General features: G+C 62.0%; 21 protein-coding genes. 10 read left to right on the top strand and 11 right to left on the bottom strand.

All coding sequences use genetic code 11. The features are described from left to right. Positions 1 to 43: 43 nt before the first annotated feature. From BOQ54_RS03375 to BOQ54_RS03335, 9 genes are all read left to right on the top strand, one after another. Positions 44 to 433, top strand: a complete 390-nt coding sequence (locus BOQ54_RS03375) for a c-type cytochrome (protein ID WP_055460276.1) — start codon at positions 44 to 46, stop codon at positions 431 to 433. Positions 434 to 550: 117 nt separating this feature from the next. After that, the gene (locus BOQ54_RS03370; RefSeq protein WP_055460275.1) at positions 551 to 868 is read left to right on the top strand and encodes an ArsR/SmtB family transcription factor; all 318 of its coding nucleotides are present in this window, start codon (positions 551 to 553) and stop codon (positions 866 to 868) included. Between the two features lie 48 nt (positions 869 to 916). Next, entirely contained in the window at positions 917 to 2332 is a 1416-nt protein-coding gene (locus tag BOQ54_RS03365) for an NAD(P)-binding protein (protein WP_071923278.1), read from the top strand. Further along, positions 2325 to 3650 carry an arsenite efflux MFS transporter ArsK gene (gene arsK, locus BOQ54_RS03360; RefSeq protein WP_071923277.1) on the top strand — a complete coding sequence of 442 codons (1326 nt, stop codon included), beginning with the start codon at positions 2325 to 2327 and terminating at the stop codon, positions 3648 to 3650. Before BOQ54_RS03365 ends, arsK begins: the two co-directional genes overlap by 8 nt. Continuing rightward, the gene (gene arsH, locus BOQ54_RS03355; protein ID WP_071923276.1) at positions 3647 to 4414 is read left to right on the top strand and encodes an arsenical resistance protein ArsH; all 768 of its coding nucleotides are present in this window, start codon (positions 3647 to 3649) and stop codon (positions 4412 to 4414) included. Before arsK ends, arsH begins: the two co-directional genes overlap by 4 nt. Then, positions 4411 to 4791: a hypothetical protein gene (locus BOQ54_RS19645; RefSeq protein WP_145979719.1), complete on the top strand. Its 381-nt coding sequence runs from the start codon at positions 4411 to 4413 to the stop codon at positions 4789 to 4791. The genes arsH and BOQ54_RS19645 overlap by 4 nt, the downstream gene beginning before the upstream one ends. A 71-nt stretch (positions 4792 to 4862) precedes the next feature. Continuing rightward, positions 4863 to 6031 (top strand): IS3 family transposase gene (locus BOQ54_RS19410; protein ID WP_432431519.1). Its coding sequence is split into 2 segments (ribosomal slippage): positions 4863 to 5121 and positions 5121 to 6031, totalling 1170 coding nucleotides; the frame shifts between segments, so codons are not numbered across the junction. A gap of 410 nt (positions 6032 to 6441) precedes the next feature. Then, positions 6442 to 7575 (top strand): tyrosine-type recombinase/integrase, encoded by a 1134-nt coding sequence (locus tag BOQ54_RS03340; RefSeq protein ID WP_071923273.1) that lies wholly within the window; start codon positions 6442 to 6444, stop codon positions 7573 to 7575. A gap of 51 nt (positions 7576 to 7626) precedes the next feature. Then, complete coding sequence (locus BOQ54_RS03335) at positions 7627 to 7848, top strand: helix-turn-helix domain-containing protein (RefSeq protein WP_071923272.1); 222 nt, start codon at positions 7627 to 7629, stop codon at positions 7846 to 7848. Between the two features lie 64 nt (positions 7849 to 7912). Here the strand turns inward: BOQ54_RS03335 and BOQ54_RS03330 are convergent, their stop codons facing one another. The 11 genes from BOQ54_RS03330 to BOQ54_RS19405 form a co-directional block, all read right to left on the bottom strand. Further along, complete coding sequence (locus BOQ54_RS03330) at positions 7913 to 9832, bottom strand: ATP-dependent helicase (protein ID WP_071923271.1); 1920 nt, start codon at positions 9830 to 9832, stop codon at positions 7913 to 7915. Continuing rightward, positions 9829 to 11742: an ATP-dependent nuclease gene (locus tag BOQ54_RS03325; protein ID WP_071923270.1), complete on the bottom strand. Its 1914-nt coding sequence runs from the start codon at positions 11740 to 11742 to the stop codon at positions 9829 to 9831. Before BOQ54_RS03325 ends, BOQ54_RS03330 begins: the two co-directional genes overlap by 4 nt. 42 nt (positions 11743 to 11784) lie before the next feature. Continuing rightward, a complete protein-coding gene (locus tag BOQ54_RS03320; protein ID WP_071923269.1) occupies positions 11785 to 15078 on the bottom strand; it encodes a DUF499 domain-containing protein in 3294 nt (1097 codons plus the stop codon). Beyond that, the gene (locus BOQ54_RS03315; protein WP_071923268.1) at positions 15075 to 17987 is read right to left on the bottom strand and encodes a DUF1156 domain-containing protein; all 2913 of its coding nucleotides are present in this window, start codon (positions 17985 to 17987) and stop codon (positions 15075 to 15077) included. Before BOQ54_RS03315 ends, BOQ54_RS03320 begins: the two co-directional genes overlap by 4 nt. Further along, positions 17984 to 21505, bottom strand: coding sequence for a helicase-related protein (locus tag BOQ54_RS03310; protein ID WP_071923267.1), 3522 nt, complete (start codon positions 21503 to 21505; stop codon positions 17984 to 17986). The genes BOQ54_RS03315 and BOQ54_RS03310 overlap by 4 nt, the downstream gene beginning before the upstream one ends. 54 nt (positions 21506 to 21559) lie before the next feature. Then, complete coding sequence (locus BOQ54_RS20185; protein ID WP_071924384.1) at positions 21560 to 21769, bottom strand: hypothetical protein; 210 nt, start codon at positions 21767 to 21769, stop codon at positions 21560 to 21562. 112 nt (positions 21770 to 21881) lie between these two features. Next, positions 21882 to 22457 carry a recombinase family protein gene (locus BOQ54_RS03300; RefSeq protein WP_071923266.1) on the bottom strand — a complete coding sequence of 192 codons (576 nt, stop codon included), beginning with the start codon at positions 22455 to 22457 and terminating at the stop codon, positions 21882 to 21884. Between the two features lie 213 nt (positions 22458 to 22670). After that, positions 22671 to 23945, bottom strand: coding sequence for a thioredoxin domain-containing protein (locus BOQ54_RS03295; RefSeq protein WP_083585889.1), 1275 nt, complete (start codon positions 23943 to 23945; stop codon positions 22671 to 22673). Then, positions 23942 to 24238 carry a hypothetical protein gene (locus tag BOQ54_RS19640; protein ID WP_145979718.1) on the bottom strand — a complete coding sequence of 99 codons (297 nt, stop codon included), beginning with the start codon at positions 24236 to 24238 and terminating at the stop codon, positions 23942 to 23944. Before BOQ54_RS19640 ends, BOQ54_RS03295 begins: the two co-directional genes overlap by 4 nt. Next, positions 24235 to 24510 (bottom strand): hypothetical protein, encoded by a 276-nt coding sequence (locus BOQ54_RS03290; RefSeq protein ID WP_071923264.1) that lies wholly within the window; start codon positions 24508 to 24510, stop codon positions 24235 to 24237. The genes BOQ54_RS19640 and BOQ54_RS03290 overlap by 4 nt, the downstream gene beginning before the upstream one ends. A gap of 3 nt (positions 24511 to 24513) precedes the next feature. Continuing rightward, a complete protein-coding gene (locus tag BOQ54_RS19405) occupies positions 24514 to 25476 on the bottom strand; it encodes a Hint domain-containing protein (RefSeq protein ID WP_083585888.1) in 963 nt (320 codons plus the stop codon). A gap of 218 nt (positions 25477 to 25694) precedes the next feature. Between BOQ54_RS19405 and BOQ54_RS03275 the strand changes: the two genes are divergently transcribed. Next, positions 25695 to 26288 carry a tyrosine-type recombinase/integrase gene (locus tag BOQ54_RS03275; protein WP_071923261.1) on the top strand — a complete coding sequence of 198 codons (594 nt, stop codon included), beginning with the start codon at positions 25695 to 25697 and terminating at the stop codon, positions 26286 to 26288. Positions 26289 to 26297: the final 9 nt, after the last annotated feature.

Genomic DNA, 26297 nt, shown 5'->3' with positions numbered 1-26297 from the left:
CGGGCATATCGCGCCTTCCGGTCCCTTGAAGCACAGGCTCCCGATGACAAGACTGCTCACGCTCGCGTTCGCCGCCATGTTTCTCCTGGACCCCCGCCTCGCCGTCGCGCAGGATGCGCAGGCGGGAAAACGCGTCTTCAACAAATGCAGCGCATGCCACGCGGTCGGGCCGAACGCGCCCAACAAGATAGGCCCGCAGCTCAACGGGCTGTTCGGCCGCACCGCAGGCTCCGTCGAAGGCTACACATACTCGCCGGCCAACAAGCAATCCGGGATCACGTGGACCGAAGAGACGTTCGCGAACTACATCAAGGACCCGCGCGGCGCGATCAAGGGAACGAAGATGGTCTTCGCCGGCATCAGGAACGAGCAGGAGGTCAGGGATCTTACGGCCTATCTGCGGTCCTTCGCAGCGGACGGCGAACCCCAGTAGCCATTGCAGCGGATAAGGGCTCGAGGCGCCTGGCGGGGCGCGCGGCGACTGCATAAAAATTCGACTTATATCGAAATAACTATTGACGCGGCTCAGCCGGAAGCATAGCTTATTTCCATGAAGATCGAAGAAGCAGCCCAGCAACTCGAGGCGCTGGGCAATCCGACCAGGCTCGAGGTTTATCGAACGCTTGTGCGCGCGGGCGGCGTGGGATTACCGGTCGGCCGCCTGCAGGAGAGGCTCGGGATTGCAGCCTCCACCCTGTCGCACCATCTGCACCGGCTCATTGCAACGGGGCTCATGACGCAGGAGCGCCAGGGAACGACGCTCATCTGCCGGGCGCATTATCCGGCCATGGATAGCCTCATCAGCTTCCTTACGGAGGAATGCTGCATCGAGTCGGCCTGCACCAGGGAAGAGGGAAAGGCGGCCTGAGGCTGTCTTTTTACATCCGCTAATTCGATATTTTTGGGAGGATCGAATATGTCCATCGAGACCCTGCCCGTTGCCATCATCGGCGGTGGTCCGGTCGGCCTTGCCGCGGCGGCCCATCTCATCGCCCGCGCCGTGCCGGTGAAACTCTATGAGGCCGGGCCCACCGTTGGCGCCAGCATGCGCGAGTGGGGTCATGTGCGGGTTTTCACACCCTGGCGGTACTGCGTCGACGAGACGGCAGCCGCTCTCCTCGCCAGGCATGGCTGGCACCGGCCGCCGGCGGAGGCTTTCCCGACCGGCGGCGAGATCGTCGCCCACTATCTCGAGCCGCTGGCCGCGGTGCCGGCGCTTGCACGCGTCATCGAGACCGATGCCCGCGTCACGGCTGTGTCGCGGCAAGGTCTCGACAAGGTCGTCAGCCGCGGCCGGGCGGAGCGTCCGTTCGTCATGACGGTCGAAACACCCGGCGGCCGCCGACAGGACCTTGCCCGGGCGATCATCGACGCCTCCGGCACCTGGAGAACGCCGAATCCGCTCGGAGCCAGCGGCATCGCGGTGGAGGGCGAGGCGGCCTTCGCCGGGCGTATCGCCTACGGCATCCCGGATGTAACCGGACGGGAACGTGACCTCTTCGCCGGAGCGACCACATTGGTGGTCGGCGCCGGCCATTCCGCGGCCAATGTGCTGCTCGATCTTGCCCGTCTCGCCGAGGCCGAGCCATCGACATCGATCCTGTGGGCGACGCGCGGCCGTGATCTCTCCCGCGTCTACGGTGGCGGCAGCGCCGATCAGCTACCGGCGCGCGGCGAACTCGGCGCCGAGATGCGCCGGCTCGTCGCAAGCGGCCGTGTTGCCCTCGCCACCGGCTTTGCCATCACCGGGCTGCACGAGGAGGCCGGCCGCCTCGTCGTGACCGGCGAGACAGCCGACGGTCAGCGCCGTCTCGGGCCCGTCGACCGGATCGTCGCCGCCACGGGCCAGCGGCCGGACCTGTCGCTGACGCACGAACTGCGTCTCGATCTCGATCCGTGGCTGGAAAGCGCCCGGGCGCTCGGTCCGCTCATCGACCCGAACGTGCATTCCTGCGGATCCGTGCCGCCGCATGGTCACCGCGAGCTCTCCCACCCCGAGCCAGGCTTCTACACGGTGGGCATCAAGAGCTACGGGCGCGCCCCCACCTTCCTGCTGCTGACTGGCTACGAGCAGGTCCGCTCCGTGGCCGCCGCGCTTGCCGGCGACATGGCCGCGGCGGATGACGTGCATCTCGTGCTGCCGGAGACGGGCGTGTGCACGACGCAGGTTGTCGGGGCCACGCAAACGGCCGCCGGCTGCTGCGGCGGTCCGGCGCCGGAGGACGTCGAGGCCTGCTGCGTCGCCGATGCCAAGGCCAAACGGTCGGGGCGTGCGGGTTGCGGATGCGGGGCGCAGGGTTCTGCGGCCCGATCGGCGGTGCTCGATGCGTGATCGCGCATTTCCCGTCTGGGCTATCTGGGCTCTGGGCCTGACCCAGATCATCGGCTACGGCACGCTCTACTACAGCTTTCCCGTCCTGGCGCCGGCGATCGCGCGGGAGTTCACTCTTTCGGAACAATGGATCTTCGCGGCGCTGTCGGCGTCCCTCCTTGCCGGCAGCCTGCTTGCCCCGACGGCAGGGCGCTGGATAGACCGCGTCGGCGCTGCATGGCTCATGACCATCGGTTCGGCTGCCGCGGCGCTGGCGCTTGTCCTATGTGCCCTGGCGCCCGGGCGCGTGACCTTCGTGACCGCTCTTCTCGCCATGGAGCTCACCTCCTGCTTCGTGCTCTATGGCGCGGCCTTCGCTGCCATCGTGCAGGCGGGCTCGCCACAGGCTCAGCGCAGCATCACGCATTTGACGCTGATCGCCGGCTTTGCCTCGACATTGTTCTGGCCCCTGACATCGGCCCTTCACGCTCACTTGAGCTGGCGGGAGGTTTATGGCGTGTTCGCCGCCCTCAATCTTGGCCTGTGCATGCCGATCCACTGGGCTCTCCTGCGCATCGCGCGCCGTGGGTCCCGACTGGCGCCCTCTCCTCCCGAGGTGGCCCCCGTTGCGGGACCGGCGGCAAACGAAGGCAGCACGCTCGACGCGCGCTCGCGGCGGACGGCTTTCCTTCTCATGCTTGCCGGCTTCGCCATCGAAGGCTTCGTCCTCTCGGCGCTCCTGATGCACATGGTGCCCCTCATGGCGACGCTCGGACTTGGCGCGGCAGGGCTCTTCATCGCGACGCTGTTCGGACCGGCGCAGGTCGCCAGCCGTCTCGTCAACATGCTGTTCGGCGGCCGGCTGGCTCAGACGCATCTCGCCACCATCGCCGCCGTGCTTCTTGCGCTCGGCGTCGCCATTCTCGCCGCGACGGCCCCATGGCTGGCCGGTGCCGTCCTCTTCGCGGTCCTCTTCGGGCTCGGCTCGGGTCTCATCAGCATCGTGAGCGGCACGCTGCCGCTGGAGCTGTTCGGCCGCGACGGCTATGGCGCCAGGCTCGGATGGGTTTCCGCCGCGCGCCAGTTCACCTCGGCTCTGGGCCCGTTTGCCTTTGCCCTCCTGATGTCGCGAACGGCCGTCGAAACCTCGTTGTGGAGCGTGGCCGTGGCGGGCCTCCTCGGCCTTTCCGCCTTCGTGCTCATCGACATGGTCAAGCAGCGTGGCCGGCGGGGACGTCATCCGGTTCTGGGCAACATCATTGGCACGATCCGGAGCGATCAAGGGCCGCGAAGGCACCAGGCGCCTTCGAGTGGCCCCCACGACATGGAAAAGATATGAGAACGCGCACGCTTCCCGATCCTGACACGCTTCCCGCCTTGGACCGGCGTTACGCTCCGGGTCATCCGGCGCTCGACCTGCCGAACGGCGGGCCGGGCCATCCGCCGCGCATCCTGCTGCTGTACGGTTCGCTCCGCGAACGCTCCTATTCACGTCTTGTGGTCGAAGAGGCAGCGAGACTGCTACGGCATTTCGGCGCCGAGCCGCGCATCTTCGATCCGTCTGACCTGCCGCTGCCGGATCAGGTCAAAGGCGATGATCATCCCGCCGTGCGCGAACTGCGCGAACTCGCCATGTGGTCGGAGGGACAGGTGTGGTGTAGCCCCGAGCGGCACGGGCAGATTACGGGCGTGATGAAGACGCAGATCGACCACCTGCCGCTCAGCATCGGCGGCCTGCGCCCGACTCAGGGACGAACCCTGGCCGTCATGCAGGTCTCGGGCGGCTCGCAATCCTTCAACGCAGTCAACACGCTGCGCCTTCTCGGCCGCTGGATGCGGATGTTCACCATCCCGAACCAGTCGAGCATCGCCAAGGCGTTCCAGGAATTCGACGAGAACGGACGCATGCGGCCATCGAGCTACTACGAGCGGATCGTCGACGTCGTCGAGGAACTCGTGCGCTTCACGGTGCTCCTGCGCCCCCATGTCCGGACGCTGACCGACCGCTACTCCGAGCGCAAGGCCGCGGGCGCGCCGATCGACATGGCAAAGGATCTCTCTGCCATCGCCATCGCACGGCAGACGAAAGGCGCTGGAAGGTGACGAAGCTGTTCTGGCTCACCGATCTTCGGCGGTTTTCCTTCGGCACGCACGACGGCCGGCGATTGAATGTCGAAACCCTCGCGTTGCACAAGCCCGATCCGGAACATTCCGCCTTGGCGTCGGGCGGCAGTCGTCCCGTGCCCGTCGCCATCGGCGGGTCCGGAAAGAAGAAGCGAAGTGTAAGAAGCGCCCTGCGAAACTGCGGCTACAAGACGGCCGACGCATTCCGAAACCATTGTCGCCTGCAAGGCCTGCCGGACGATTTCGATCTGCCGCCGTTTACCGTCGCGGCCAAGGTCAAAGCGGTGGGGAACCGCGTTCCGCTAGCGATGGGCCGCGCTGTCGCTCAAGCGGTGGCTCGCGCGATCGCCGCATGAGGTTTCCGATGACCTGCCCCCTTCCTGATCCCTCGGTTTGAGTGAGAGTCCGTCACCTAGAGGAGACGGACGTGAAGAAGAGCAGGTTCAACGAGGCGCAGATCATCGGCGTGCTGCGGGAGCAGGAGGCCGGAAGCCCGACGGCGGAGGTGTGTCGGCGGCACGGGATCAGCGAGCAGACCTTCTATCGCTGGAAGGCCAAGTACAGCGGCATGAGCGTGTCGGACGCGCAGAAGCTGAAGACGCTTGAGGACGAGAACCGGCGGCTGAAGAAGCTGCTGGCGGAGTCGATGCTGGACGTCTCGGCCCTGAAGGACCTTCTGGGAAAAAACTGATCGGGCCTGCAGCGCGCCGGGAGGCTGTGCTTCGCCTGATGGCGGAGCGCGGCTTCTCGCAGAGGCGCGCCTGCGGGCTGGTCCAGGTCGATCCCAAGACGGTGCGTCGCGTGGCCGATCCAGGCGATGCGGACGTGCGGGAGCGGCTGCGGGGCCTGGCGGCGGAACGACGCCGCTTCGGCTACCGGCGGCTCGGCATCCTGCTCGAGCGTGAAGGCGTCAGCATGAACAAGAAGAAGCTCTTCCGGCTCTATCGCGAAGAGGGCTTGGCGGTGCGAAGGCGGCGTGGCCGCAAGCGCGCGACCGGGACACGGGCGCCGATGGCGCTGCCGGATGGCCCGAACCAGCGCTGGAGCCTGGACTTCGTGGCCGACACCCTGAGCTGGGGCCGGCGCTTCCGGATCCTGTGCATCGTCGACGACTTCACCCGCGAGGCCCTGGCGCTGGTGGTCGACACCTCGATCGGCGGCCATCGCATGGCCCGCGAGCTGGACGTCCTGATCGCCCGGCGGGGGAAGCCGGCGACCATCGTCAGCGACAACGGGACCGAGATGACCAGCCGGGCGATGCTGGAATGGACCAATCGCACCGGCGTCGACTGGCACTACATCGCGCCGGGCAAGCCGCAACAGAACGGCTTCGTGGAGAGCTTCAACGGCAAGCTGCGCGACAAGTGTCTGAACGAGGAGGCCTTCGCCAATCTGGCCGAGGCCCGCGCCGTGATCGAGCGCTGGCGGCTCGACTACAACCACGTGCGCCCACACTCGGCGCACGGCGGGCTTACCCCCGAAGCCGTGCGGCTGAACCCCGCGGCCGGGCGGTTGCGCAACGTAATCAGCTCCACCGCCCGGCCGCTACCGCCGGCGATGGAGATCAGCTACCAAACCCCTGGGCTCTCACAATGAATGAGGGACCGGCGGGGGGCAGGTCACAGCGCCGTTGGTGTGGGGAGCCCACGATAGGGACTCCACCGCAGCAGCCCCCGATTTGCGGAGGTATTGCGGAGTTAACATGCGAACGCCCCGGACGCGAGTCCGGGGCGTTTGTCGAAGCCGTTGATATTGCTTCGTAATTTTGGTTGCGGGGGTAGGATTTGAACCTACGACCTTCAGGTTATGAGCCAAGCGAAAAGCCATTCTCGGCACAACCTGCCAACAGTACTCAACAACCAATTCACTGAAATAGAGCTGTTTTTTGATTGAGCCCTTCAGGCTGTTGTTGAGATTTTTTGCTTCTAAGTGTGCCAAAAGTGTGCCAAAAAGCGGCTTGGCACATTCGCGCCGTCCCTCTCCTCTCCCTCTTTCCGAGGCACACCGTGGCGACCATCCAGAAGCGTGAAGGCAAGAAAGGCCCGTCCTATCGGGTCATGGTGCGGATGAAGGGCTTCCCGCCCCAGGTGCGGACCTTCAAGCGGCTGACGGACGCCAAGCAGTGGGCGTCGGACACCGAAAGCGGCATCCGCAAGGGCGAGTTCAAGAACGTCGTCCGCACGGCCGCCAGCAAGACCCTCCAGGACGTGATCGACCGCTTCCGGAAGGAAGTGTTCGTCCACCGGGCTGAGAGCACCAAGCGGGCGGAAGGCTCGTTCCTCGCCTACTGGGAGAAGACCCTCGGGCAATACTCCCTCGCCTACATCACCGCCGACATGGTCAGCGACAAGCTCGCTGAGCTTGCCGCCGCCGGCGATGGTCGGCGCAAGCCGCCGGAGGAAGGCGAAGAGGCGAAAGCCCCGAAGGCGGCGCCCAAGCCAAAGAGCCGCAAGACGATGAAGCACTACCGCGACATGCTGGCGGTGCTGTTCAAATACGCGGTCCAATGGGGTTGGACGGGGTCGAGCCCGCTCGACGGCGTGAACCGGATTACCAAGATCAGGAACGAACGAATGCGCTATCTGAGCGATGCGGAGCGCAAGCGCCTGCTCGATGCCTGCAAGGCCAGCGACAACGAGCACATCTACCCCGTGGTCGTGTTCGCGCTCTCCACCGGCGCGCGGAAGAGCGAAATCCTCGGCCTGACGCTGGCCGATCTCGACCTCGACCGCGATACGGCCGTGCTGCGGGACACCAAGAACGGCGACACGCGGGCGGTGCCGGTCGTCCATCACCTGCGGGATGTGCTCGAAGGGCAGGTTGAGAAGGTGAATGGCATCTACAAGGAGCTGGGCTCGCCGTCGGGGCCGCGCTGGCTGTTCCCGCGCCGCGACGGGGAAGCGCCGATCGACATCCGCACGGCCTGGGAGAACGCCCGCGACACGGCGGAGATTGCCGACTTCCGCTTCCATGACCTGCGGCACTCGACGGCCAGCTACCTGGCCATGAACGGGGCCAGCCTCGTTGAGATTGCCGAAATCCTCGGCCACCGGACGCTCCAGATGGTGCGCCGCTACGCGCACCTCTCGGAGAGCCACGTCAAGGGGGTGGTCAAGGAATTGAACGAGAAGATGTTCTGAGGCATAGATAAGGCTTCCTGCTGTTTATAGGCCCCGAACCATGAGGAAAACATGGTGGATTACAGGGACCTCGCTACCGTGAAGCAGGTTGCGGCGGATTCGCCGGTCATCACGGAGCACACGTTGCGCTGGTGGATATTCCATGCGGAGACGAATGGACTGAAGCCCGCGCTGCTGAAGATCGGTGGCCGGGTCTACATCGACCGCGCCGAATTCAACAAGTGGCTGGAGGGCCAGCGCATGGCTCCGAAGCCGTTGAAGCCCGCGGCCTGACCGGCCCCTATCGACGACTGAAGCCCCACCCTCGCGGTGGGGCTTCTTTTCCACAGCCAGCATCCTATTCCGCGAATCCCATCTCCACTAAGAATCGGGACGGTTGCTTTTGCCAACCCCGGTAGCTTTGGGCACGACTAAGTATGAGGGCTTCCTTCGCGCGTGTAATCGCGACGAAGCAGTTTCTCCGCTCTTCCTCCATCTCGGGGCTTGCATCGCCCTTCTGCCGACTCTGATAGGATGGCATGACGTCCTCTGCCAGCCCGATAACATAAACCAAATCAAACTCACGCCCCTTGGCACCATGAATGGTCATAAGCGTTACCGTTCCCGGTGTCGGTGAGGGCTCCTTGGAACGGAGCTGCAATTCTTGAAGGAACTGATCAAGCGGAATATCACGCCCAAGGTGCTTAGAAATATCTCTCGATATTTCGCGCCACGCCGCCACGTCTTCCGTGAGGTCTGATTCCCCGTTGGTGTCCGTTGCGGCCCGCTCGAACTCAGCCAGAATGTCCTCCGTCACCTTCCTTGCACCGGAGGGTTCCTTCATGAGTTTGCCAATCAACTCCAATAGCCTTCTCTTCGGCGATGAGGCTATTTCCCTACCAGCAGCGGCCAGCCATGTTGCAAGGTAACTGCGTCCCGTCGCTTCTGCATCGGCGATGACCTGATCGACGGACACACCAATTTCAGCGATCCGATTGAACGCCTCGATGAGAACCGTCACGTTTCGCTTGTCGAGCGGCCTAACGACCTGCTTTAGGCTGGCCACAAGCCAACGCAGCTCGGCAGAAAGAAAATCATCGCGCCGCTGCGAAATAGTGGAGGGCACGCCCCTCTGCTGAAGCGCGGCGCGCATCTTCTCAAGAAGAGCGCGTGTACGAGCAAGTACAGCGATCTGGCCCCATTGCGCATTTCCTTTTTCCGCGATTTCCTGCGCTATCCCCTCGGCCTCCTCCTGGTCGGTTTCAAACACCCGGTGCTGGATGTGTTGCTCGGGTGGGTATCTGAGGTCCGTTTTCCCGGCAACCAGCGGCTTTTTGGCCTGTGTCCGATTGGTGTTGTAAGCAACGAGCCGGTTGGCGGCATCGACGATGGCGGGCGGGCACCTATAGTTCGTTGGAAGCTGTATTAGCTCGGCAGCGTAATCCGCGCGGAACCGCTGTATTTGACGAAAACTCGCGCCGTTCCACTGGTAAATGATCTGATCGTCATCCGCGACGGCAAAGATGTTTCGGAACGCATCGCCAGCCATCGCGCGAACAAAGCGATACTGTGCATCATTGGTGTCTTGGAACTCATCAATGAGCCAGTACGGGTGCGATCGGCGGTAACGCGCCGCAATGGCCGGGAAGGAGACCATCAGCCTGTGAGCCTCGAAGATGAGAGAGTTGAAGTCGAGTGCGTTCACTCGCCTCAGCTCGTCTTCATATAGCTTGTAGACAAGAGCTATTCGGCTGCGGTCGTCGAAACGCGACAGTCGCGCCTCGGCGTCCTCCGGCTCGATCAGTCGCTCCTTCATCCGATCAATTAAGCTGAGATACCGACCATCCTCTGACGAGACGGCTTCCCCTGCGGAAGCAGCACGCCTGAGCGCATCCTCAAGGATTGCGCGCCGGTCTTCGTCCAAGGCATAAATAGCGAAATCAGGACTGATACCCAAATGAACACCATGCTGTCGAAGCACCTGGCCACAGAAGCTATGGAACGTCCCGATGTTAGCTCGTTCTCCAAGGCCCGGTACGAACGCAGTCACGCGGTCCTTCATTTCGTCTGCCGCCTTGTTGGTGAATGTCAGAGCGAGGACGCGAAAGTTCTTGTCCCGGGCACCGTCCAATAGACGAGCGATCCGGCACGTCAGCACCTGAGTCTTGCCGGAGCCGGGTCCGGCCAACACTAACAACGCTCCGTCTTTCCACTCAACGGCTTGCCGCTGAATGTCGGTGAGCTTGGCCAGTGCGGCTTCTAAGGGCGTGTCTGTCATGTGAGCCCCCTTAGACTGGAGATGGCGTCCCGTAAGGCCTGTGGCATCCGCTGCGAGAGCGCGCCATCACCGTTGAGCCGCGCAGCAAGGGCAGCGGCATAGGGAATCTTGTTATCGGCTAGCCGTTTCCGAAGGGTCGTCCTATCGATTGTGTCAGCGTCGTTCTGTCCAAGATCCTGCAGGATAGTACGCAATTCGGGCTCTAATCCGTCGGCGAGAAGCTGGTCCTCCAGGTGTCCAGCGGCGTGTGTCCGACACCGCTGCGCGATGAAGGCGGGATCGAAGCCACGTGCCGCCAGCGCATTCACGTACCTTTGGCCAGCCGCGTCACCGTCGAACACTGCGGTCCACGGAATCCCCAACGCGCGTGCGAGCGCCGCGAAGAGTGTAGGATTGCCGTTGTTGACGGCGTCGATCAGGGCAACCCCGTGTTCGTCTAGATCATAGCCGAGGCTACGCGCCAGAGAATGAACGATAAGATACTCTCCCTGCCCCTCCACGATCATCCATCGGCGCGCGAAAAAAATCTCGCCACGTATCCGCCGGGCAAATGTCTCAAGTTGCCGCAGCTCCTCGTCAGAGATGAAGAGCTGCGATCTGTCCCTAAGCTCCCGGAGAACGCCGTGAATGACCGCGCGTTCCGGGTGGGTGCCAAAGCTGGCCAGAAGGCCGCGGTAGGGGGCCTCCTCCAGCCGTCCACGGACGGTCAGTGTCTGGGCCGCCCGATCATATGCAATCACGCCTCCGCTTCCGGCAACTACGTGATCAAGCCCGGCAACATGGGGCACCTGCGCCGAGAAGCTCGGCGGAAGCCATCGGACCTCGGTGCCGTTTTCCGTGAGACGTACCAAGCGGAGATCGCGGAAGGGCACATGCTGGACGAAGTACGGCGAATGGGTCGTTATCAGCTTCTGGCCCGGCAGATTGTTGACATGGACCCAGAGTGTCCTGGCTGCCTGCGGATGCAGGTGGGTTTCTGGTTCTTCAAGAGCAAGCAGGGGCGTGCTATCTGCCTCATAGAGGTCGGCAAGCAGATGCTCGACGAACGCCTGAAAGAGGAAAATGACCGACAGACTTTGCATCCCCTGACCGTGCCTTTGCAAAGGCAGCCAAGGCCAATCCGGCTCGTTTCGCAGAATGATCTCTGCCTTAGAGAGTAGGTCCCACGACTTCAGGGGAACGAGCCTCAGATCGACGCTGCCGTCTCGGTCTCGCGCAGCTACCCTCGTCGCCCCGGATAGCGTGTTGGCGATTTGCCCCAGCCTGGGATCGGCTTGCAGGAGCTTCCTATTGAGAAGGTCCAGGACTCTCTGCACGCGGGATTCCAACTCGGGTGGAATTTCCATCGCCTTGAGCAATCTGCCCCAGAATTGGGACCGCGGAGAGAACTCGTCATCCGCATCTCGCAATGCGCCGAGGTAGAAGACAGGCAAGTACTGCCAGAAGCGCTCCAGGTTCATCCGGCGCGCGGATTGTCCCACTAGGGGCGCGCGTGCAGCATTGAGAAAAGCCCAAGACGGTTGGAAGCAGCCTTCGGCGTCGCTCCAAGCGCAGCTCGCACGGAGAGAAATGAAGCTCCGGCCAGTGGCGGGGTCGGTCTGCACGATCTCGTCAAGATCCTGCTGCAACGCATCCGGCCATTCGCCTGCAACAGTCTCTTCGGCCCGTAGCTCTATGGCAACACCGGGGGAAGTCTTAGGGTCGTCTGTCTCGCTTTGCAGATGGACATCGTACTCGGTGAAGCCGGTACCCCTCTGCCCCCAGCGCCGGGTGAGCGCAATGCGGACAGCATCCAAGATTGCGGTCTTACCGGCATTATTGGGACCGATAAAGACCGTCGTGTCGCTAAGCTCGATGTCGAGCTGGCGAATGGAACGAAAATTTTCGATACGAAGCCTAGTAATTCGCACGACAGCCCGGTCTTTCGCTAAATTTATCTGCGAGATCAGTTTTCATTCATCCTCAAACCCCACATTCCCAGCGGCCAGCTTCAGGTCGCGGATATTGGCACGGATCACATCGACCACATCGTCAGGGTACCCGTCCGGAGCTGAAGCTTCGATTTCTAAGGTTAGACGCAGGGTCGCGCCATCGGGGCGGCCCAGCTCGAAGAGGATTTCCTCGGCGATCTTGGCGACCTGCAACCCGGCCTTGTCAGGATCGAGTGGGATCGACCCGTAGAAGCGGCGCGGCTTCCTATTCACCGCACCTTCCGGTCTGGTCTGCTCGCCATCGCCGGAAGTCACGCCCCTGATGCCTTGACCAGCACCGGTGGACCCTGTCGGACCTGGCACCGCCTGATCGGGAAGTGCAGACCGCCACACCAGAAGTCCACTCGCGACATTGGTGCCGAGATTGGTGGCCCAGCGCGACACGCCATCGTATGTGCCGGCTTGTTGATTATACGCTTGCGCGAAGCCGACTGGCCCCTCCAGTTTCCCTATCAGCTTCTCGATTGCGAGCGTCAGGGTCGCGTCGTCGCGCAAACGCGGCAGGTAGACGTAGGACGCGAACCAGTCGAGAAGCGTGGCAACCTCGATGTGCGGCTTGTCCTCCGGCCAGACCTTGCGCAGCTCCGCCAGCAATGTGTCCGGCCCCAGCTCATCAACGATCACGCCGTTCGCCCGGAGCTTCTCATAGACCACCTGTGGAATGGGCTTGCCTGGTGCCCGGTTGGCAACGGAGGTGTGCTCCAGGGAGAAACCCATTGCAGGACCGGAGCCGTTGCCGCCGTCCTGCGTTGGCACCGGATAGAGAACGTGCGACCAGGTGCTGCGGATACGTTGCGCCAGTGCTTCCGCCGACTGGCGCATCCGCGAGCCAGCGTCCTCGAACTGCGCCCGAGTGAGGCCGTCGGCCATCTCCTTGTCCTCGACGATGGACTTCCATGCGAGATATTTGCGGGCGATCTCGCGGCAGGTGTCGAGGCCGCTCTCGTCGGCGGCGGCGAAGACAAGTGCGTTGCGGAACTTGCGCTGCCCCGTGCCCCGACGCTGCAAGGCGTCGGTCGCAATGCGCTCCGCCGGTGTCTTGTCGGGGCTTTTGAGCGCATGTGGATGCGCGGGGGGAATGATGACGAGGGCGATGGCCCGCGCGTCATCGACGTCAATCAGATTGTCGGGCGCGGCGTGCACACGATGGAACCCGCCACGATAGCTCTGCTCTTTGCGCAGGATCGCAATGATTTCCGCGTCGGCATCGTCGGGCGAAATGTCATTGGCACGCTCGTCGGCGATGCGGTTCAGCGTTGGCTGGGTCGAGAACCAGTAGCGATCGCCTTCACGATAGAGATAGGCGGACCGCTCTGACAGCTCGCGAAGCGCATCGCCGAAGATGGAAATCTGATCGCCCGGTTGGGCGCAGGCGAGCCTGAGCGAGGGACCCGTCAGTCCGCCGCGCGACGAGCCGCGATGTGGCGCTGTGGCAAGAAACACGGCACGAGCTGCGCGTGTCGCAGCGATGACATCACCGAAGCGCTTGCGCGATGCCTCCATCTTCGCCGGCAGCGCCAATTCGCCGTCCACCTCGGCCTGAAGGATCGGGCCATAGGAACGGTCGAGCGGCTCCAGGATTGCGGTGCGAACCTTTTCCTCGGACAGAGGCAACAGCGCCAGCGTAATCAGCGGCGCGTTGCTCTGACCGCGCCAGAGCGCATAGATGGCGTTGGCCATGATCTTGAGGATGCCGCGGGTGCGCTGGAACTTCTCCAGCGTGGACCAGTCCTCGGAAAAGCGCTTCAACACCTCCGGGTGGATTGGGTACGCCCGGCGCATCTCCTCACGATAGGCCGGCTCTTTCACCTCGGGCGGGAAGTCGGTGGCATTGTCGCGATAGAGTTTGGCGAACGCTTGAATAGTGGCGTCGCGAGCCTTTTCCCCGTCCTCGTCGAGCGGCTGGAACAGGCGGCGGCGAACGATCTCGAAGGTCTCCATGCCGCTCGCCGGCGTCCAGGCAGACTGCACGCGACCGAACAGCTTTTCCAACCGATGCAAGGCATCGACGCCGCGCTGGTCACCCACCTCCATCGTCGATTCCGGCAGCGAACCCACGACCATGGCGCCGGGCACGGCCGCAGCCGCCTCGGTCAGCGACTGGATGAAGGCATGGAACGCCTCATACTCCTCGCCACGCAGCTGCTTCGCGAACGCAACGACTTCGTCGAGCAAGATGAGGCAAGGAGAGGCTGCCTCCAGAATCCGTACCAGCCGTTCCGATCCGGGGTTGGTGCGATTCGCTTCCGAGTCCGCGATCAAGTCGACGGCCTTCCAACCACCGAGGCGATAGGCGATGTAACCCCAGGCGGTGCGTACCGCGCGGCCATCGCTGGCATGCATAACCTCACTCGGTCCTTTGTGGGTGCCGACGAAGACTGCGCGTCGCACCTTGGGAAGCGTGGCAATGCCCGCCGCCTCCAGGATTCCCGGCATGCCGTGAAGCGTTTCGGGCCGATATCCGGCCTCCACCGCGCCCGCCAGATGGTAGAGGGCGAGCATTGTGTGGGTCTTACCGCCGCCGAAGTTCGTTTGCAGGCCGATGACGGGATCGCCGCCCTTCTTCGCGAAACGCTCTGCCGCAGTTCGCAGCACGCGGCTCAGGCCCTCGGTCAGGTAGGTGATACGGAAGAAGGCGAGAGGGTCAGTGTATTCCTCGGACCCGATGCCTTGATCGACATGGGCCAGGTTCGCTGCAAACTCCGCGTCGGTGAAGCGCGCTTCCAGCACATCGGGATGGGGCTGGGCCACCTCGCGCCACGGCCGCAGCTTCTCAGGCAGTGGAGGTTCGTCGAATCGCCGCTCCTCCTTGACCTTTTCCTGTTCAGCGTCCGGGTTCGCGCGCTTTTGCGCTTCGTAGAGCCCATCGACGATCTTCACCTGCGGCTTGGCGCCGACGGCCTCAAGAAGCTCGCGAATGGCGTCGAGATAACGCAGCGCCTCTCGGTCCTGCATCATGCCGTCGAAGTGCGAGGCGGCATTGCGTGCGTCGAGGGCCAGCGAGACGTAACTGCGCGCCTTGCGTAGTGCCGCATCGTGACGGAACACCTCGCTGTAATTGTCGAGGACTGTCTTCAACAGGCCGTAGGCGTCGAGCTCCCCGCCTGGCTCGCCACCGCTGGCGCGGCTTGCGTACTGTCGCCAATGAGCGCCATGGCGCTGCTTCATCCGCTCGGCGACATAGGGGCCAAGGCCGATGCGCAGCGCTTCGAGGGCCTGATCGACCCGCTGCTTCGCGGTGAAGGGATTGTTCATTGCCGCACCTCCCCGAAATCAAGAGACCTCTGTGCCGGAGCGTGAGCGGCCTGGTGGTGCAGCGCGGCCTGCTCCAGATGCGGGAACTCCTCGGCCAGAAGGTTGTAGACCTGCGCCTCCTGCGCCCAGCCCTTCTTCTCGCAGATATCGTAGAGCCGATAGGCCAGCGCCCGCGCGGCCTCGGCATCTTCCGGGCTCATCTCGGCCACCAGCGCGGCGGCGGCCTCGGTGCCTCCGTGTTCGTCCTCCAGAAGGCGGATCAGATGCTGGGTGCATTCCCAATGCGTCAGGTGCCTGTCGGTGCTTGGCCGCCAGTCGGCACGCATCTCGGAACGCTTCAGAAGCCGCGCGACACCCCCCTTGGCATGGAAGACCCCCGCCTGTTCCAGGTCGCCGAGGCCCAGATTGTAGGCGTTGGCCATGCCGATGGCGTCGCCGGACTTGCCAGCCTCCATGCCGAAGGCCTGGAACCAGTCGATGCAGAACCGGGTCGCGGGATCGTAATGTGCGTCCTCTTCGCCGAGGATTTCCTCGCGCACCTCGTTGATCAGCGCGATGGCGGTGCGGACGGTCATCTCGGAATCATCCGGCTCCAGCACCTTGGAATAACTGGTGAAGACGCCCATGCCGGGACCAAGCGCAGACTGCGCCATGTCCACCGGACCGACGCCGGCCTCTTTGATCTTCTGAAGGGCGCCCGGCATCTCCCGCTTCAGGCGGGCGATGAACTCTCGGCGAGTCGTGACGGCGGCAGTGGGCGGCCGCTTGGTGCAGACGAGGACGATGGAGGAGGCGAGGGCATTGGCGCCGTGTCCGATGAGACGCGCTGACTGCTCAGTTCGCATTGGCCATGTACCATCAATGACGAACCCTGCGTTAGCGACTGCCTGGAGGAAGCTGGCCCAACCAGATGATGTGAGTCCTTCGGACGCAATCTCAGTCTGCTTGAATGCATAATAAACAGTAGTTGGGGAGTTACTGTCCGCGGCATTATGCATTGCAGTGAGGGTCGCAGACATACCGTCCATGAAAAACTTCTCGGCGTTCTCCTTCCCTCCGTGCCTGTACGGCGTTGCAACCAACTCCTCATCCTTTGGAGTAAGGGTTCGCCGAAAGGCTACCGGCCATACCTCTCGCAAGGACTTGCGAAGCCAAACATAAAAAAAATCAGCGAGTACAGCGTACCCAATATTGTCAAAATACGGCGGGTCTGTAGCGAGCAGTGCTGGCCGTATCGGATAGCTGTTTGATGGAGCATCAATTTGCTCTATTTGAGCAAAACCTACCGCCGGGACTTTCAATATGCATTTGGAAATGAAGTCGCAGGATGGGAAAAACCCTCCCACCACATCATTCAGAATTGCGGCCTCGCCAAAATCAAAAGTCATAGGTAAGGCTTGACGGGCGAGTGTATTCATCACCTTTTCATTGCTCGGATTCCACCGCACTAGGCTTGAGTTGAAGTCCACTGCACGATCAATCGCAAACGCTAGGTATGTCGCTATCGCGTCGGCATAAGCGATAGAATTGGTTCCCGCTTCCGATAACGGAGCACCTTCCTCAATGCCACATGCTTCAGCATCGCCTTTAACTTTCTCTCGAACTGATGTGATCAGCGAGCTGAACGTGGTCAGCGCTTTTAGTTGCCGCGCTGTGAAGATATGTCCCCACGTGGAGAGGCCATAGGCGGAGCAAACGCCGCCCGTTATCATCGCGCGTGTGGGGGTCTCCGAATTGAGGAATGAATCGCGTGCTTCGTTGACCGTTTCATCCTCGTTAAGATGAGAGGCTGTTAGTTGATGTTCATCATCCGGGGATAAGTAGATGCGTGTTCTTTGGCCTTCGGCAACTATTGCCATCAGCCTAATACCGAGTCGGCCAGCCTTGCCTTCCGACTGTATGTAAGCGCGTTCTATAGGCGACCCAGTCAGGGTACATAGGAACGCTTCCGCCTTGCCGGCCTTAGTACCCAGACGTATTGTCTTTTCTTCTTCGGTTGAAAGCGATCCCGTAGTAACTTCGAACCGCCAACCGTCCTGCGCTGCCGGATCGCGCACCACCTCGACCCATGCCTGCTTGCCCTTCCTGGTCGAGAGCATGAAGGATGAGACGAGCGGCACATGCGCGCCCTTCGCCATCGGGTCGGGCGAGGCCACGGTGCGCGCCCAAAGCCAGGCGATGACGGTCGCTTCACTGCCGTCGGGCAGCTTCGCCTTTGGATAAAGATGGCCGATGCGCTTCTCCGCCTCGTCACGCATCCACTGGCCGTAATGGCGGACGTCGTCGGCCAGCCCTTCCGCCCCCTTCCAGGCACGGTGCGGATCGCGGTCGGGGTTGACCGGGGGTAACCCGGCGAACTTCGGGGGTATCTCGACCAGCGCCTTGGAGATCAGCACGGCGACGGGGTTGAGGTCTGAGCCATAGGCACGCAAGCCCAGCCGCTGCGCCTCCAGCGGGATCGAGCCGCCGCCGCAGAACGGATCGTAGACCGGCGGCGCCTTTTCTTGCAGATAGGCGAGCACGGCCGCGGGGTCGGACCTCGGAGGCGGTTCCTCGCCGCGCCCCCAGGCGACGGAGCGGGCGATCTCCCAGCGGGCATTGTTCAGAATGTGCTCATTGGTCGAGGCCTCCCACGGCACCATCGCCTCGATGATCTTGTGCAGGCGTTCGCGCTCGCGCTTTTGCGCCTCCTCGGTCGGGAAACGCTCCGGCCAGGACGACGGGTCGTCCACAAGCTGCGCGAACAGCACGGCTCGGCAGGCGGCCAACGGCCGGCGCGCCCACCAGAGATGCAGCCCTCGGGGATGCGGCCCGATACCAGGCATCTTTTCATGTGCGCTCGCCTTGTTGATGGCTTCGAGCGGAATCGAGACCTCGATCAGCTTCTTTCTTCTTGTTGCTTCTGTCATGCAGGCGGCCCCCCGACGGCCAATATCTTTGAAAGATTGAGGATGCGCGAGACCTCGGTGAAGCCGGGCTCGGCACCGAAGATGCCGGTTGGGTTGCGAACGTAAACCGGCTGTTGCGCGAATCCGACCTCCACGCGCACGACGGCGAGAATGTAGGAAAGCCCGGATTGCTCCGCGTTGAAGGCCGTCAGCATCTCGTTGCGGGTGATGGCGACGGTGTCGGCGCCGTCCACGCGCCCCTTCACCTCTATGAAGGTTAGGCTGCCGGTCTTGGGATCGCGGCTCTCGATGTCGTAGCCGCGGTTCTCGGCCGACACGTCGCGCGGCTCCCGCCCGAGGCTGCGCTCGGCCACCATGACGGCGTCCATTGCAAGCTTCTCGACCGCGGCGCGCCCTTCGGCCAAGCCGGTCAGTGCGGCGACCGGTTGCGCCTTCTTGGCGAACCATCCGATGGGGATGACGAGGGCCGCGCCCTGAATCTCGGGCGGCAGCGGCGCGATCTGACGTTCCTTCGCAAGCTCGGCAAGCCGCTTGTCCAGACGGTCGGTCAGCGTCTCAACGTAGCGGCGGGCATTTTGCGAGTTGAGGCGTTGCTGCTTGCCCGCCTGTTCCTCACGTTCCAGTTCCAACGCGCGGCTTTGCCAGTGCAGGATTTCCCGGCGAAGGCGCTCCTTCACCGCCGCCTCGGTGCGGGCGATTTCGTCGAGACGACGCGCCTTCACTTCCTCCAGATGACGCGGCACCAATTCGGCAATGGCATAGCCGCGCACGCGGTCCTCAATATCTCCGGCGAGCCAGCCTTCCTTCAGGATCTCCTCGACCTGGCGCTTCTCGTTCTCGGTGGGCGGGCGGCAATCGAGATAGGGCGCGGCACCGCCATCGGTGGCCTTGCCGTAACGGTCGAGATAGACGAACTGAAGCCGCTGCGAGATGAGGCGCGGGCGGCCGTTGCCGCCCACTCGGCCGTCACGTATGGCGTGCTCCAGATAGACCAGCACGCGCGGCTCGTCGCTCGTGTCATTGTCATCGACCAGCACCGCGCCTTGCGCGAGTAGGTTCCGATAGCGCTCCAATGTCAGATCGACGGTTGCATCCAGGAGCGGATGACCGGGCGCCACCAAAGCCGCCTGACGCTTGCCGGGCACGTCAGCCTTGTCGAAGCAGATGCGTTCGTAGCGCGGCAGGACAGGATCGCCGCGGCCGATCAGCCGGTCGCGGTCGCGCAGGATAGCGGGGACGCGGCGCACCTCGTAACGCCCTGTCTCCCGCTGGTGCATGACGCCGCCAGCGAGCGCGAAGGCTTCCTCAAAGAAGGAGCGGATGTAACGCGGTTGAAGCCGACGGGCTTCTGCGCGCTCCATCTCTTCCTTGAGCGCTGTGATGGTCGAAGGATCGAGTCCTTCCTTGGTGAGCTTCGATCGGGCGACAACTTCCTCGATGCGCTTTCGCTCGAAGGCAATATCGATTGTCTTGAAGTGTCGCTCAAGGACATCGGGCCTTTGGTTGTATCGTATTGCCTCCATGAACATGTCTCGAAGCGCACGGGCTTCGAACAACTCGCCGAGCACATCGTAGACCTTTCCGCCAAGCGCCTCACGGGCGATCTCCAGCTTTTCCAGGAGCCGGGCATAGACCTGACCTTCGCGGGTCTCGCCGGCGATCAGGTTCCAGAGGTGGCACACTTCGGTCTGGCCGATGCGGTGGATGCGGCCGAAGCGCTGCTCCAACCGGTTCGGGTTCCAGGGAAGGTCGTAGTTGACCATGAGGTGCGCGCCACGCTGAAGGTTCACGCCCTCACCGGCAGCGTCATTAGCAATCAGGAAACGGACCTTGGGGTCATCGTTGAAGGCGGCAATGGCCGCACGACGACGGTCGCGCGGAACACCGCCATGGATAACGACGACGCTCTCCTCTTCACCGGTGCGTCCGCGGATGCGCCCGGCCAGGTACTCCAGTGTGTCTCTGGACTCAGTGAAAATGACGATCTTCCGACGCACGTCGTTGTCTGGGTCGTGCACAATGGGATCGTCGAGAATGCGGTCTAGCTCGCGCCACTTGGTGTCTTCACCGGAGCGGCGAAGCTCGCGCGCCAGCTTCTCAAGCTCCCGAAGCGAGGCAATCTCGGCCTCCAACTCGGCAATGGTGCGGGCGGCAGTTGCCTGGTCCACCACCTGATCTTCGAGGTCCTCAAGCTCGTCCTCGGGCGCTTCCTCGATGTCCTCTTCGTCCCAAGCCGGGAGATCGACGCGCGTCGCAAGTTGGCCTGCCGCTTCCTGGCCCCGTTTCAACAGCCGTTCCTCTTCGAGCCGAGCCTCCAGCCGGGCGAGACGGCGCTTCAGGGACTCGTGGATGGCAGCGGGCGAAGATGCGAGCCGCCGCTGGAGAATCTGCAACGCAAAGCCGACGTTGTTGCGGCGACGGTCGCCACCCTCTTCGATCTGATCGGCGCGGTTCATCTCGTCGCGCACGTACCGCGTGACCGCCTCATAAAGAACGGCCTCGCGATCCGAGAGCTTGTAGGAGACAGTGTATGCCTTGCGCTCGGGGAAGAGCGGGCTGCCGTCGAAGCGCCGGAGTTCCTCCTTGGTCAGGCGCCGCATCATGTCGGATGGGTCGATCTTGTGAACACCCTGCCGGAACCGCCCCTCAAAACGGTCCGAATCAAGCAGTCCCATGAAGAGCTGGAAGTCCTCCTCTTTGCCGTTGTGCGGCGTCGCCGTCATGAGGAGGAAGTGCCGAGCCACCGCGCCGAGAAGTTGGCCGAGCTGGTAGCGCTTGGTGTATTTCACCTCGCCGCCGAAGAAGCTTGCCGACATGCGGTGCGCCTCGTCGCAGATCACCAAGTCCCATGAGGGCGCGGCCTTGAGACGATCCTGAAGGTCCTGGGCGCGGGAGAGCATGTCGAGCCGCGCAATCACCCGCTGCCTCTCGGCGAAGAAGTTGCCGGTGCTCGATGCCTCGATTTGGTCGCGGGTCAAGATATCGAAATCGATCGAGAACTTGTCCTTGAGCTCGTCCTGCCACTGCTCGACGAGGCTGCCGGGCGCCACGATCAGGCAGCGCTCCAGATCGCCGCGAATCAGTAGCTCCTTGATGAGGAGGCCGGCCATGATGGTCTTGCCGGCGCCGGGATCGTCGGCCAGCAGGAAGCGCAGGGGCTGGCGCGGCAGCATCTCCTCGTAGACGGCCGTCAGCTGGTGCGGCAGGGCCTCGATCTGCGAGGAGCGGACGGCGAGGAACGGGTCGAACAGATGGGCGAGCCGGATGCGCAGCGCCTCCGAGGCGAGCCTGAGGAGGTGCCCGTCGCCGTCGAACGCGAAGCGGCGCGTCAGCTCGGCAAGCTCCAGCTCCGACTCCGACGACCGGAAAAGCACCGTTTGATCGACGGCTCCGTTCAGCTTGTAAGTGACCTCCACGGCGTCAGGGCCGAACGAGCGCGCGGCCAGGACCTCGACGAACTGCGTGCCCGCAATCCCCCGAATTCTGGCTCCCGGCACGATCTCTTCAAGCCGAATCATCTTTGTGGGGGTTTCCTGATCTTGCAGAGTGTTTTCATTTCCTTCGGTTCTCGTTTACATCGCATTGCTCTTGTGGCCTCTACGACGAGGGCCTCTCTTATTCGGCGCATCGCCTTCTGACCGTTCGTCACTGTGCTCAGCGACATACCCCCGCATGAACTCGCGCAGAACCTGGGCAGCCGGCTTATCCTGAGCGCGGCACACCTCTAGGAACTGATCGCGTAGCTCCCGCTGGACTCGAATCCGGAGGCCGACATCCTTCATGGCGGCCAGTGTAACCAACGGATACACAAATTGCCAGCCCGAAGGGGAACCCCAATCTCCAGGTTGCGTTCAACGGACATCGGGTCTGCGCGGTAGAAGCTACGGAGAAACCCTACTGGCCGCTTTCTCGTTCAGGTTCTTGGGCGAGCACACGGGCGACGGTGGACGGGTGAACGTGGAAGAGACGGGCTGCGTCCGCCGCCAACTCTCCCCGCACCCGCACCATATGTATGATCTCGCGACGCTGACGTTCCGAGAGCTTGGGCCGCCGTCCGCCTCGGCGCCCTTCCCGTCGGGCGCGCTCCAACCCGGCCCGTGTGCGTTCGCGGATCATTTCCCGCTCGAACTCTGCGACGCTGCCAAGCATCTGCATCGTCATCCGGCCGCTGGCCGTGGTGGTGTCGATCGCTTCCGTGAGCGAGCGGAATGCAGCACCCGCACGGTCGATCTTCTCCATGATGAACAGCAGGTCTCGGAGTGAGCGCGAGACGCGGTCGAGCTTCCAGACGACAACGATATCATTGGGACGGAGTTGCTCCAGAAGACGCTGGAGCTCGGGCCGATCCCATCGGCCGCCGGATGCGGTTTCCTCGAAGATGCGTCCGCAACCGGCATCCCGAAGGGCAGCAACCTGGGCAGCAACATCCTGCCCATCAGATTTGGAAACGCGAGCGTAGCCGAGCAGCAATCAACGAATCCTCCCAAACGTATTGCAATTGCGCTCTATTTTGCGATCGATTTTCGCAATTCGGAAGACCGCAGGTTAGCGTCTGCACAATTGGTGTTGCGAAAACGGTCGTTTTCACATTGATTGACTTCAATGCAATAAGAGCCAAAATTGCTAAAGTCGATATTACGCCTCCGGCGGCCCAATGTACGAATTACATTTGCCGATGTTTGTTTACCTAGCGGACGGCTCATCGGAAACCACTCCATGCTCAATCCGTGATAGCTCCTTATCGATTACGGCACGAAGAGCCGGCCAGTTATAGTTGATCAGATGCTCGGTCGTGCCGATAAATGTTGTCGGCGAATAAAAGTAATCGAATGTCTCGTTGGCGGTCTCCTTAAGGAGGCTGAGCATGCGCCTTGCATCAGAACCAGAAGCGCACGCCAACACACGGGCCGGATCAATGTGCAACTCTTTTTGGGCCTCTTTAAGCAGCATCGTCAGTCCATCTCGGCGATAGTTCCAGAATCCGCTTGCTGACTGCCAATGCTTTGACGTCGCAGCCGCTAAGGCGAAAAGGCGAAACTGGACAATCGGGTCGTCTGATGCGCACAGAACAGCCGCGGCAACCTCATTGCCATTCTGAAACCACGTATAGGGACGCAGCGTGAAGCGCACCTTACCTGTATCTATATAGTTACTCTTCAGGTGCGGAAATACATCGTTGAAAAAAATGCCTGCTGCTGGAAACTCAGGTGTGTCGTATCTCACGATGTGCAGCGGTGCAGCGGGGTCACCGATAGTGATCTCGCCAACCGTAGGCGCAAGCGCCTCAGCGATCGCAGATACGGCTCTGGGTCGACCATTGGCCTTTCTGATCGCACGCAACAGGGTTTCGGTCAGCACCGGCTCGTCAACAAGACCCGGAAAGTAGTGCTCGTTCAAATAGAGATGGAGGTTAGGCATTGGCACCGGCCGGAACAGACGGCCTTCCGCAATCTTCTGTCGGGTGACCATTTCCTCCCGCAGCTTGGTGTTGCCCAAGCATGAAGCGATCTCACTTTGCTTCAGGCCGGCTTTGTCCAGTTCCGGTCTCAAATATGAATGTACCGAGCGCGCCTTTTCCCATGACCGTGACTTGCTTGCCGCGGCGCGCAGAAACACATAGCGCCTATCTTCCGGCAAACAAGCCGCCAAGGCGAAGAGCTGCCACGTCTGCTCGGTCAGCGTTTTAGGTCTGACAACGATACCGGCACCGGCAGAAATGGCTTTGGGAGCAACCTGCGTGAAGAAAACGTCGGCTGCGTCTTCCCCGAAGGGGATGAAGGCAAAAAGGACGACTTTGGTGTCGCGTTGGTGCGGCCATATCACAACATCCTCAGACGCGACGTAGAGCACTTGGCGATTCTGGTTCGTCGGAGATGAAAAGAACTTCTCAGCGGTGAAACCTGCTGATGGACTGATAAGCGCAGCCATAAAATACAAGAAACGGATTACGATTTTCATTCTTCTCTTGGTGTTTCAAGTTGTTGTTGTCGTGCTGGGATAACAAGAGGAGTAGCGCTGAGCGCGTACTTTTCACGTAATTGCTCGTATATTTGGTCGATAAGTTGATCGGCTTCGACGAAGTGGTCCTTTTGCGCCCGCACCTTGGGCTCCAGTTGGTTGTTCGCCTCGCGGGCGATGTGAGTAAGCGCAGCGTTTCCTGTCTGTTGCCGAACGCCGGTCTGCGCACTGGCGGGAGCAATCAAAATTCCGGTGAAGATGATCCCAAAAGTCACATGAAATACAGCAATCACTGACAGCACCTCACTTCGATACGGATTGTTTGTAAGTTGCGCACTTGCTCTTGCAATTCATGCAGTCGGCGTGTCCGCTCCTGAATTTTGCGCTCCGTGGCATCCAATGCGCCAGAGAGCGTGACGGCGAGCATCGTTGCTGTGTTCTGTTCTGCGACAAGCGACATCTCCCCGCCGGTACGAACGGTTTGCTCGCCGCGGCTGTCGGCTGCTGCCTGCTGAACCAAGAGGACTGCGGCACACATCAGCGCCAAAGCACTTAAGCGCTGCATGACTTACCGCTCCCCTATCCCGGCTTGCACGGCGCGCGCACTCACCCGAGCCGTGGCATCGGTCCGAAAGTTGTGATGCACAACATAGCCTTCTGCAATGTAGGTACCATCGCCAGAGACCAACAGGCTGTAGACCACGTCTTCGTCGTAGCCGGACAGGATCGCGATGGATTTGACGGGTTCTTGCCCGTGCAGAGTCATCAGCCGATCACCTACTTCCAACCGGGTAACAGGTGTGTCTGGATTGACGCGCCGCGTGCTTTCGGGGTCGAGGCTCTTCCAGCCTTGGTCGGTCAGGAGTGGGTGTTCCGGCGTCAAACGCAATTTTTGATTGATCAGATAGAGGGTTCGTTGCCCAACAGGGAATGTCGGCGTGTCCAGCACGGTATTGACCGATCCGCTGCGACCAAGCACCTGCTCACCAACTCTGATGCTCTCAATTTCCTTCTCATAACCGTCAGCCATCGTCACTAATGTGCCGCTGCAGAAACAGTCCCCCCCGCCACCATCATCGCCGCCGCCGCCGCCGCCGCCACCGCCGTCACCGCCGCCGTCACCGCCATTGCCGAAATCCAAAGCCACCAAATCGGTGTTTGGCAGCCAAATAGTTTCGACTTGGGGCTCGTATCCAGCTATAAACTCTTCAATCCGCGCTATTTCTTCATCAATTATTTCAAGGTCTCGTTGTCGGCGCTCCAGCGCCTCGCTGAGTTGATTTAGATTTGATATTTCTGCGTTTGAGCTTGCGAGCGCTTCGGCGCTGAGCTCAGCACTGGGATTTCGACCGGCGCGCTGCAACTCTTGTTGGGCGAAACCCTCTGATGCCATCAAACCGACCAGCAGGCCAACCGTGAGGACATAGGGGCGAAAGACGCTCGTGCCAGCGTGCGTTGGTGGAAAGCCACCATGAATACCTATAACATCCATCGCCATTCTCCTCATTTTGCTTGAAACAATATTACTCATACTGTCAATATTATGGATTATCTCACTTTTTTCTTATGTTGAGCATCGAAAAATGTGAGCTGACGCCGAACTGACGGGGTCAAAGGTGCGCCACCGCACCAAAATCTGCCGCTGAAACAGTATGAGTAATTCTGTTGCAGGCTGCGGGATGACCGCTGCGCGTGCGGGCAGATAACGGGCGGCTGAGCTTCGGCTCGCCGCCGCTTTGAACAATCGAAATGAAACCGATGTCAGGACAACTGTTTGATCAGGATGGCCAGCGGAAGTATCTGACGGCCGATGAACGGGAGGCGTTTCTCAAAGCGGCGGAGCGCGCACCGCGCGACGTGCGGACGCTATGCGGTGTGCTCGCCTTCACCGGCTGCCGCATCTCCGAGGCGCTCGCGCTGACGGCCGATCGCGTCGATCTTGCCGGCAGGCTGATCGTGTTCGAGAGCCTAAAGAAGCGACGCAAGGGCGTGTACCGCGGCGTGCCCGTGCCGCCGGCCTTACTCGACGCCCTCGACCTGGTGCATGGCATTCGCCAAATCCAGCAGCGGCGTAGCGGCGGACGCAGCGTTCGCCTATGGAGCATGAGCCGGCCCACCGCTTGGCGGCAGGTGAAAGCGGTGATGGACACCGCCGGCATCGGCGCCGGCCCGCAGGCGAGCCCGAAGGGACTCCGACACGGGTTTGGGGTGGCGGCCGTCTCGGCCGGCATCCCACTCAACATGGTGCAGAAGTGGCTGGGCCATGCCCAGCTCAGCACCACAGCGATCTACGCGGCGGCCGTGGGGGATGAAGAGCACCACATCGCTTCACGGATGTGGTGATGAAGGAAC

Source organism: Chelatococcus daeguensis, from assembly GCF_001887265.1.
GTDB classification, from domain to species: Bacteria; Pseudomonadota; Alphaproteobacteria; order Rhizobiales; family Beijerinckiaceae; genus Chelatococcus_A; species Chelatococcus_A sambhunathii.
The sequence above is the reverse complement of the archived record's forward strand: the minus strand, read 5'-3'. Positions and strand labels throughout refer to the sequence as shown.

What these genes read in the sequence shown, in the direction of transcription:
- BOQ54_RS03375 (WP_055460276.1), top strand. Translation starts at nt 44, where the DNA reads ATGACAAGACTGCTCACGCTCGCGTTCGCCGCCATGTTTCTCCTGGAC.
- BOQ54_RS03370 (WP_055460275.1), top strand. Translation starts at nt 551, where the DNA reads ATGAAGATCGAAGAAGCAGCCCAGCAACTCGAGGCGCTGGGCAATCCG.
- BOQ54_RS03365 (WP_071923278.1), top strand. Translation starts at nt 917, where the DNA reads ATGTCCATCGAGACCCTGCCCGTTGCCATCATCGGCGGTGGTCCGGTC.
- arsK (WP_071923277.1), top strand. Translation starts at nt 2,325, where the DNA reads ATGCGTGATCGCGCATTTCCCGTCTGGGCTATCTGGGCTCTGGGCCTG.
- arsH (WP_071923276.1), top strand. Translation starts at nt 3,647, where the DNA reads ATGAGAACGCGCACGCTTCCCGATCCTGACACGCTTCCCGCCTTGGAC.
- BOQ54_RS03335 (WP_071923272.1), top strand. Translation starts at nt 7,627, where the DNA reads ATGGTGGATTACAGGGACCTCGCTACCGTGAAGCAGGTTGCGGCGGAT.
- BOQ54_RS03330 (WP_071923271.1), bottom strand. Translation starts at nt 9,832, where the DNA reads ATGACAGACACGCCCTTAGAAGCCGCACTGGCCAAGCTCACCGACATT.
- BOQ54_RS03320 (WP_071923269.1), bottom strand. Translation starts at nt 15,078, where the DNA reads ATGAACAATCCCTTCACCGCGAAGCAGCGGGTCGATCAGGCCCTCGAA.
- BOQ54_RS03315 (WP_071923268.1), bottom strand. Translation starts at nt 17,987, where the DNA reads ATGACAGAAGCAACAAGAAGAAAGAAGCTGATCGAGGTCTCGATTCCG.
- BOQ54_RS03310 (WP_071923267.1), bottom strand. Translation starts at nt 21,505, where the DNA reads ATGATTCGGCTTGAAGAGATCGTGCCGGGAGCCAGAATTCGGGGGATT.
- BOQ54_RS20185 (WP_071924384.1), bottom strand. Translation starts at nt 21,769, where the DNA reads ATGAAGGATGTCGGCCTCCGGATTCGAGTCCAGCGGGAGCTACGCGAT.
- BOQ54_RS03295 (WP_083585889.1), bottom strand. Translation starts at nt 23,945, where the DNA reads ATGAAAATCGTAATCCGTTTCTTGTATTTTATGGCTGCGCTTATCAGT.
- BOQ54_RS03290 (WP_071923264.1), bottom strand. Translation starts at nt 24,510, where the DNA reads ATGCAGCGCTTAAGTGCTTTGGCGCTGATGTGTGCCGCAGTCCTCTTG.
- BOQ54_RS19405 (WP_083585888.1), bottom strand. Translation starts at nt 25,476, where the DNA reads ATGAGTAATATTGTTTCAAGCAAAATGAGGAGAATGGCGATGGATGTT.
- BOQ54_RS03275 (WP_071923261.1), top strand. Translation starts at nt 25,695, where the DNA reads ATGAAACCGATGTCAGGACAACTGTTTGATCAGGATGGCCAGCGGAAG.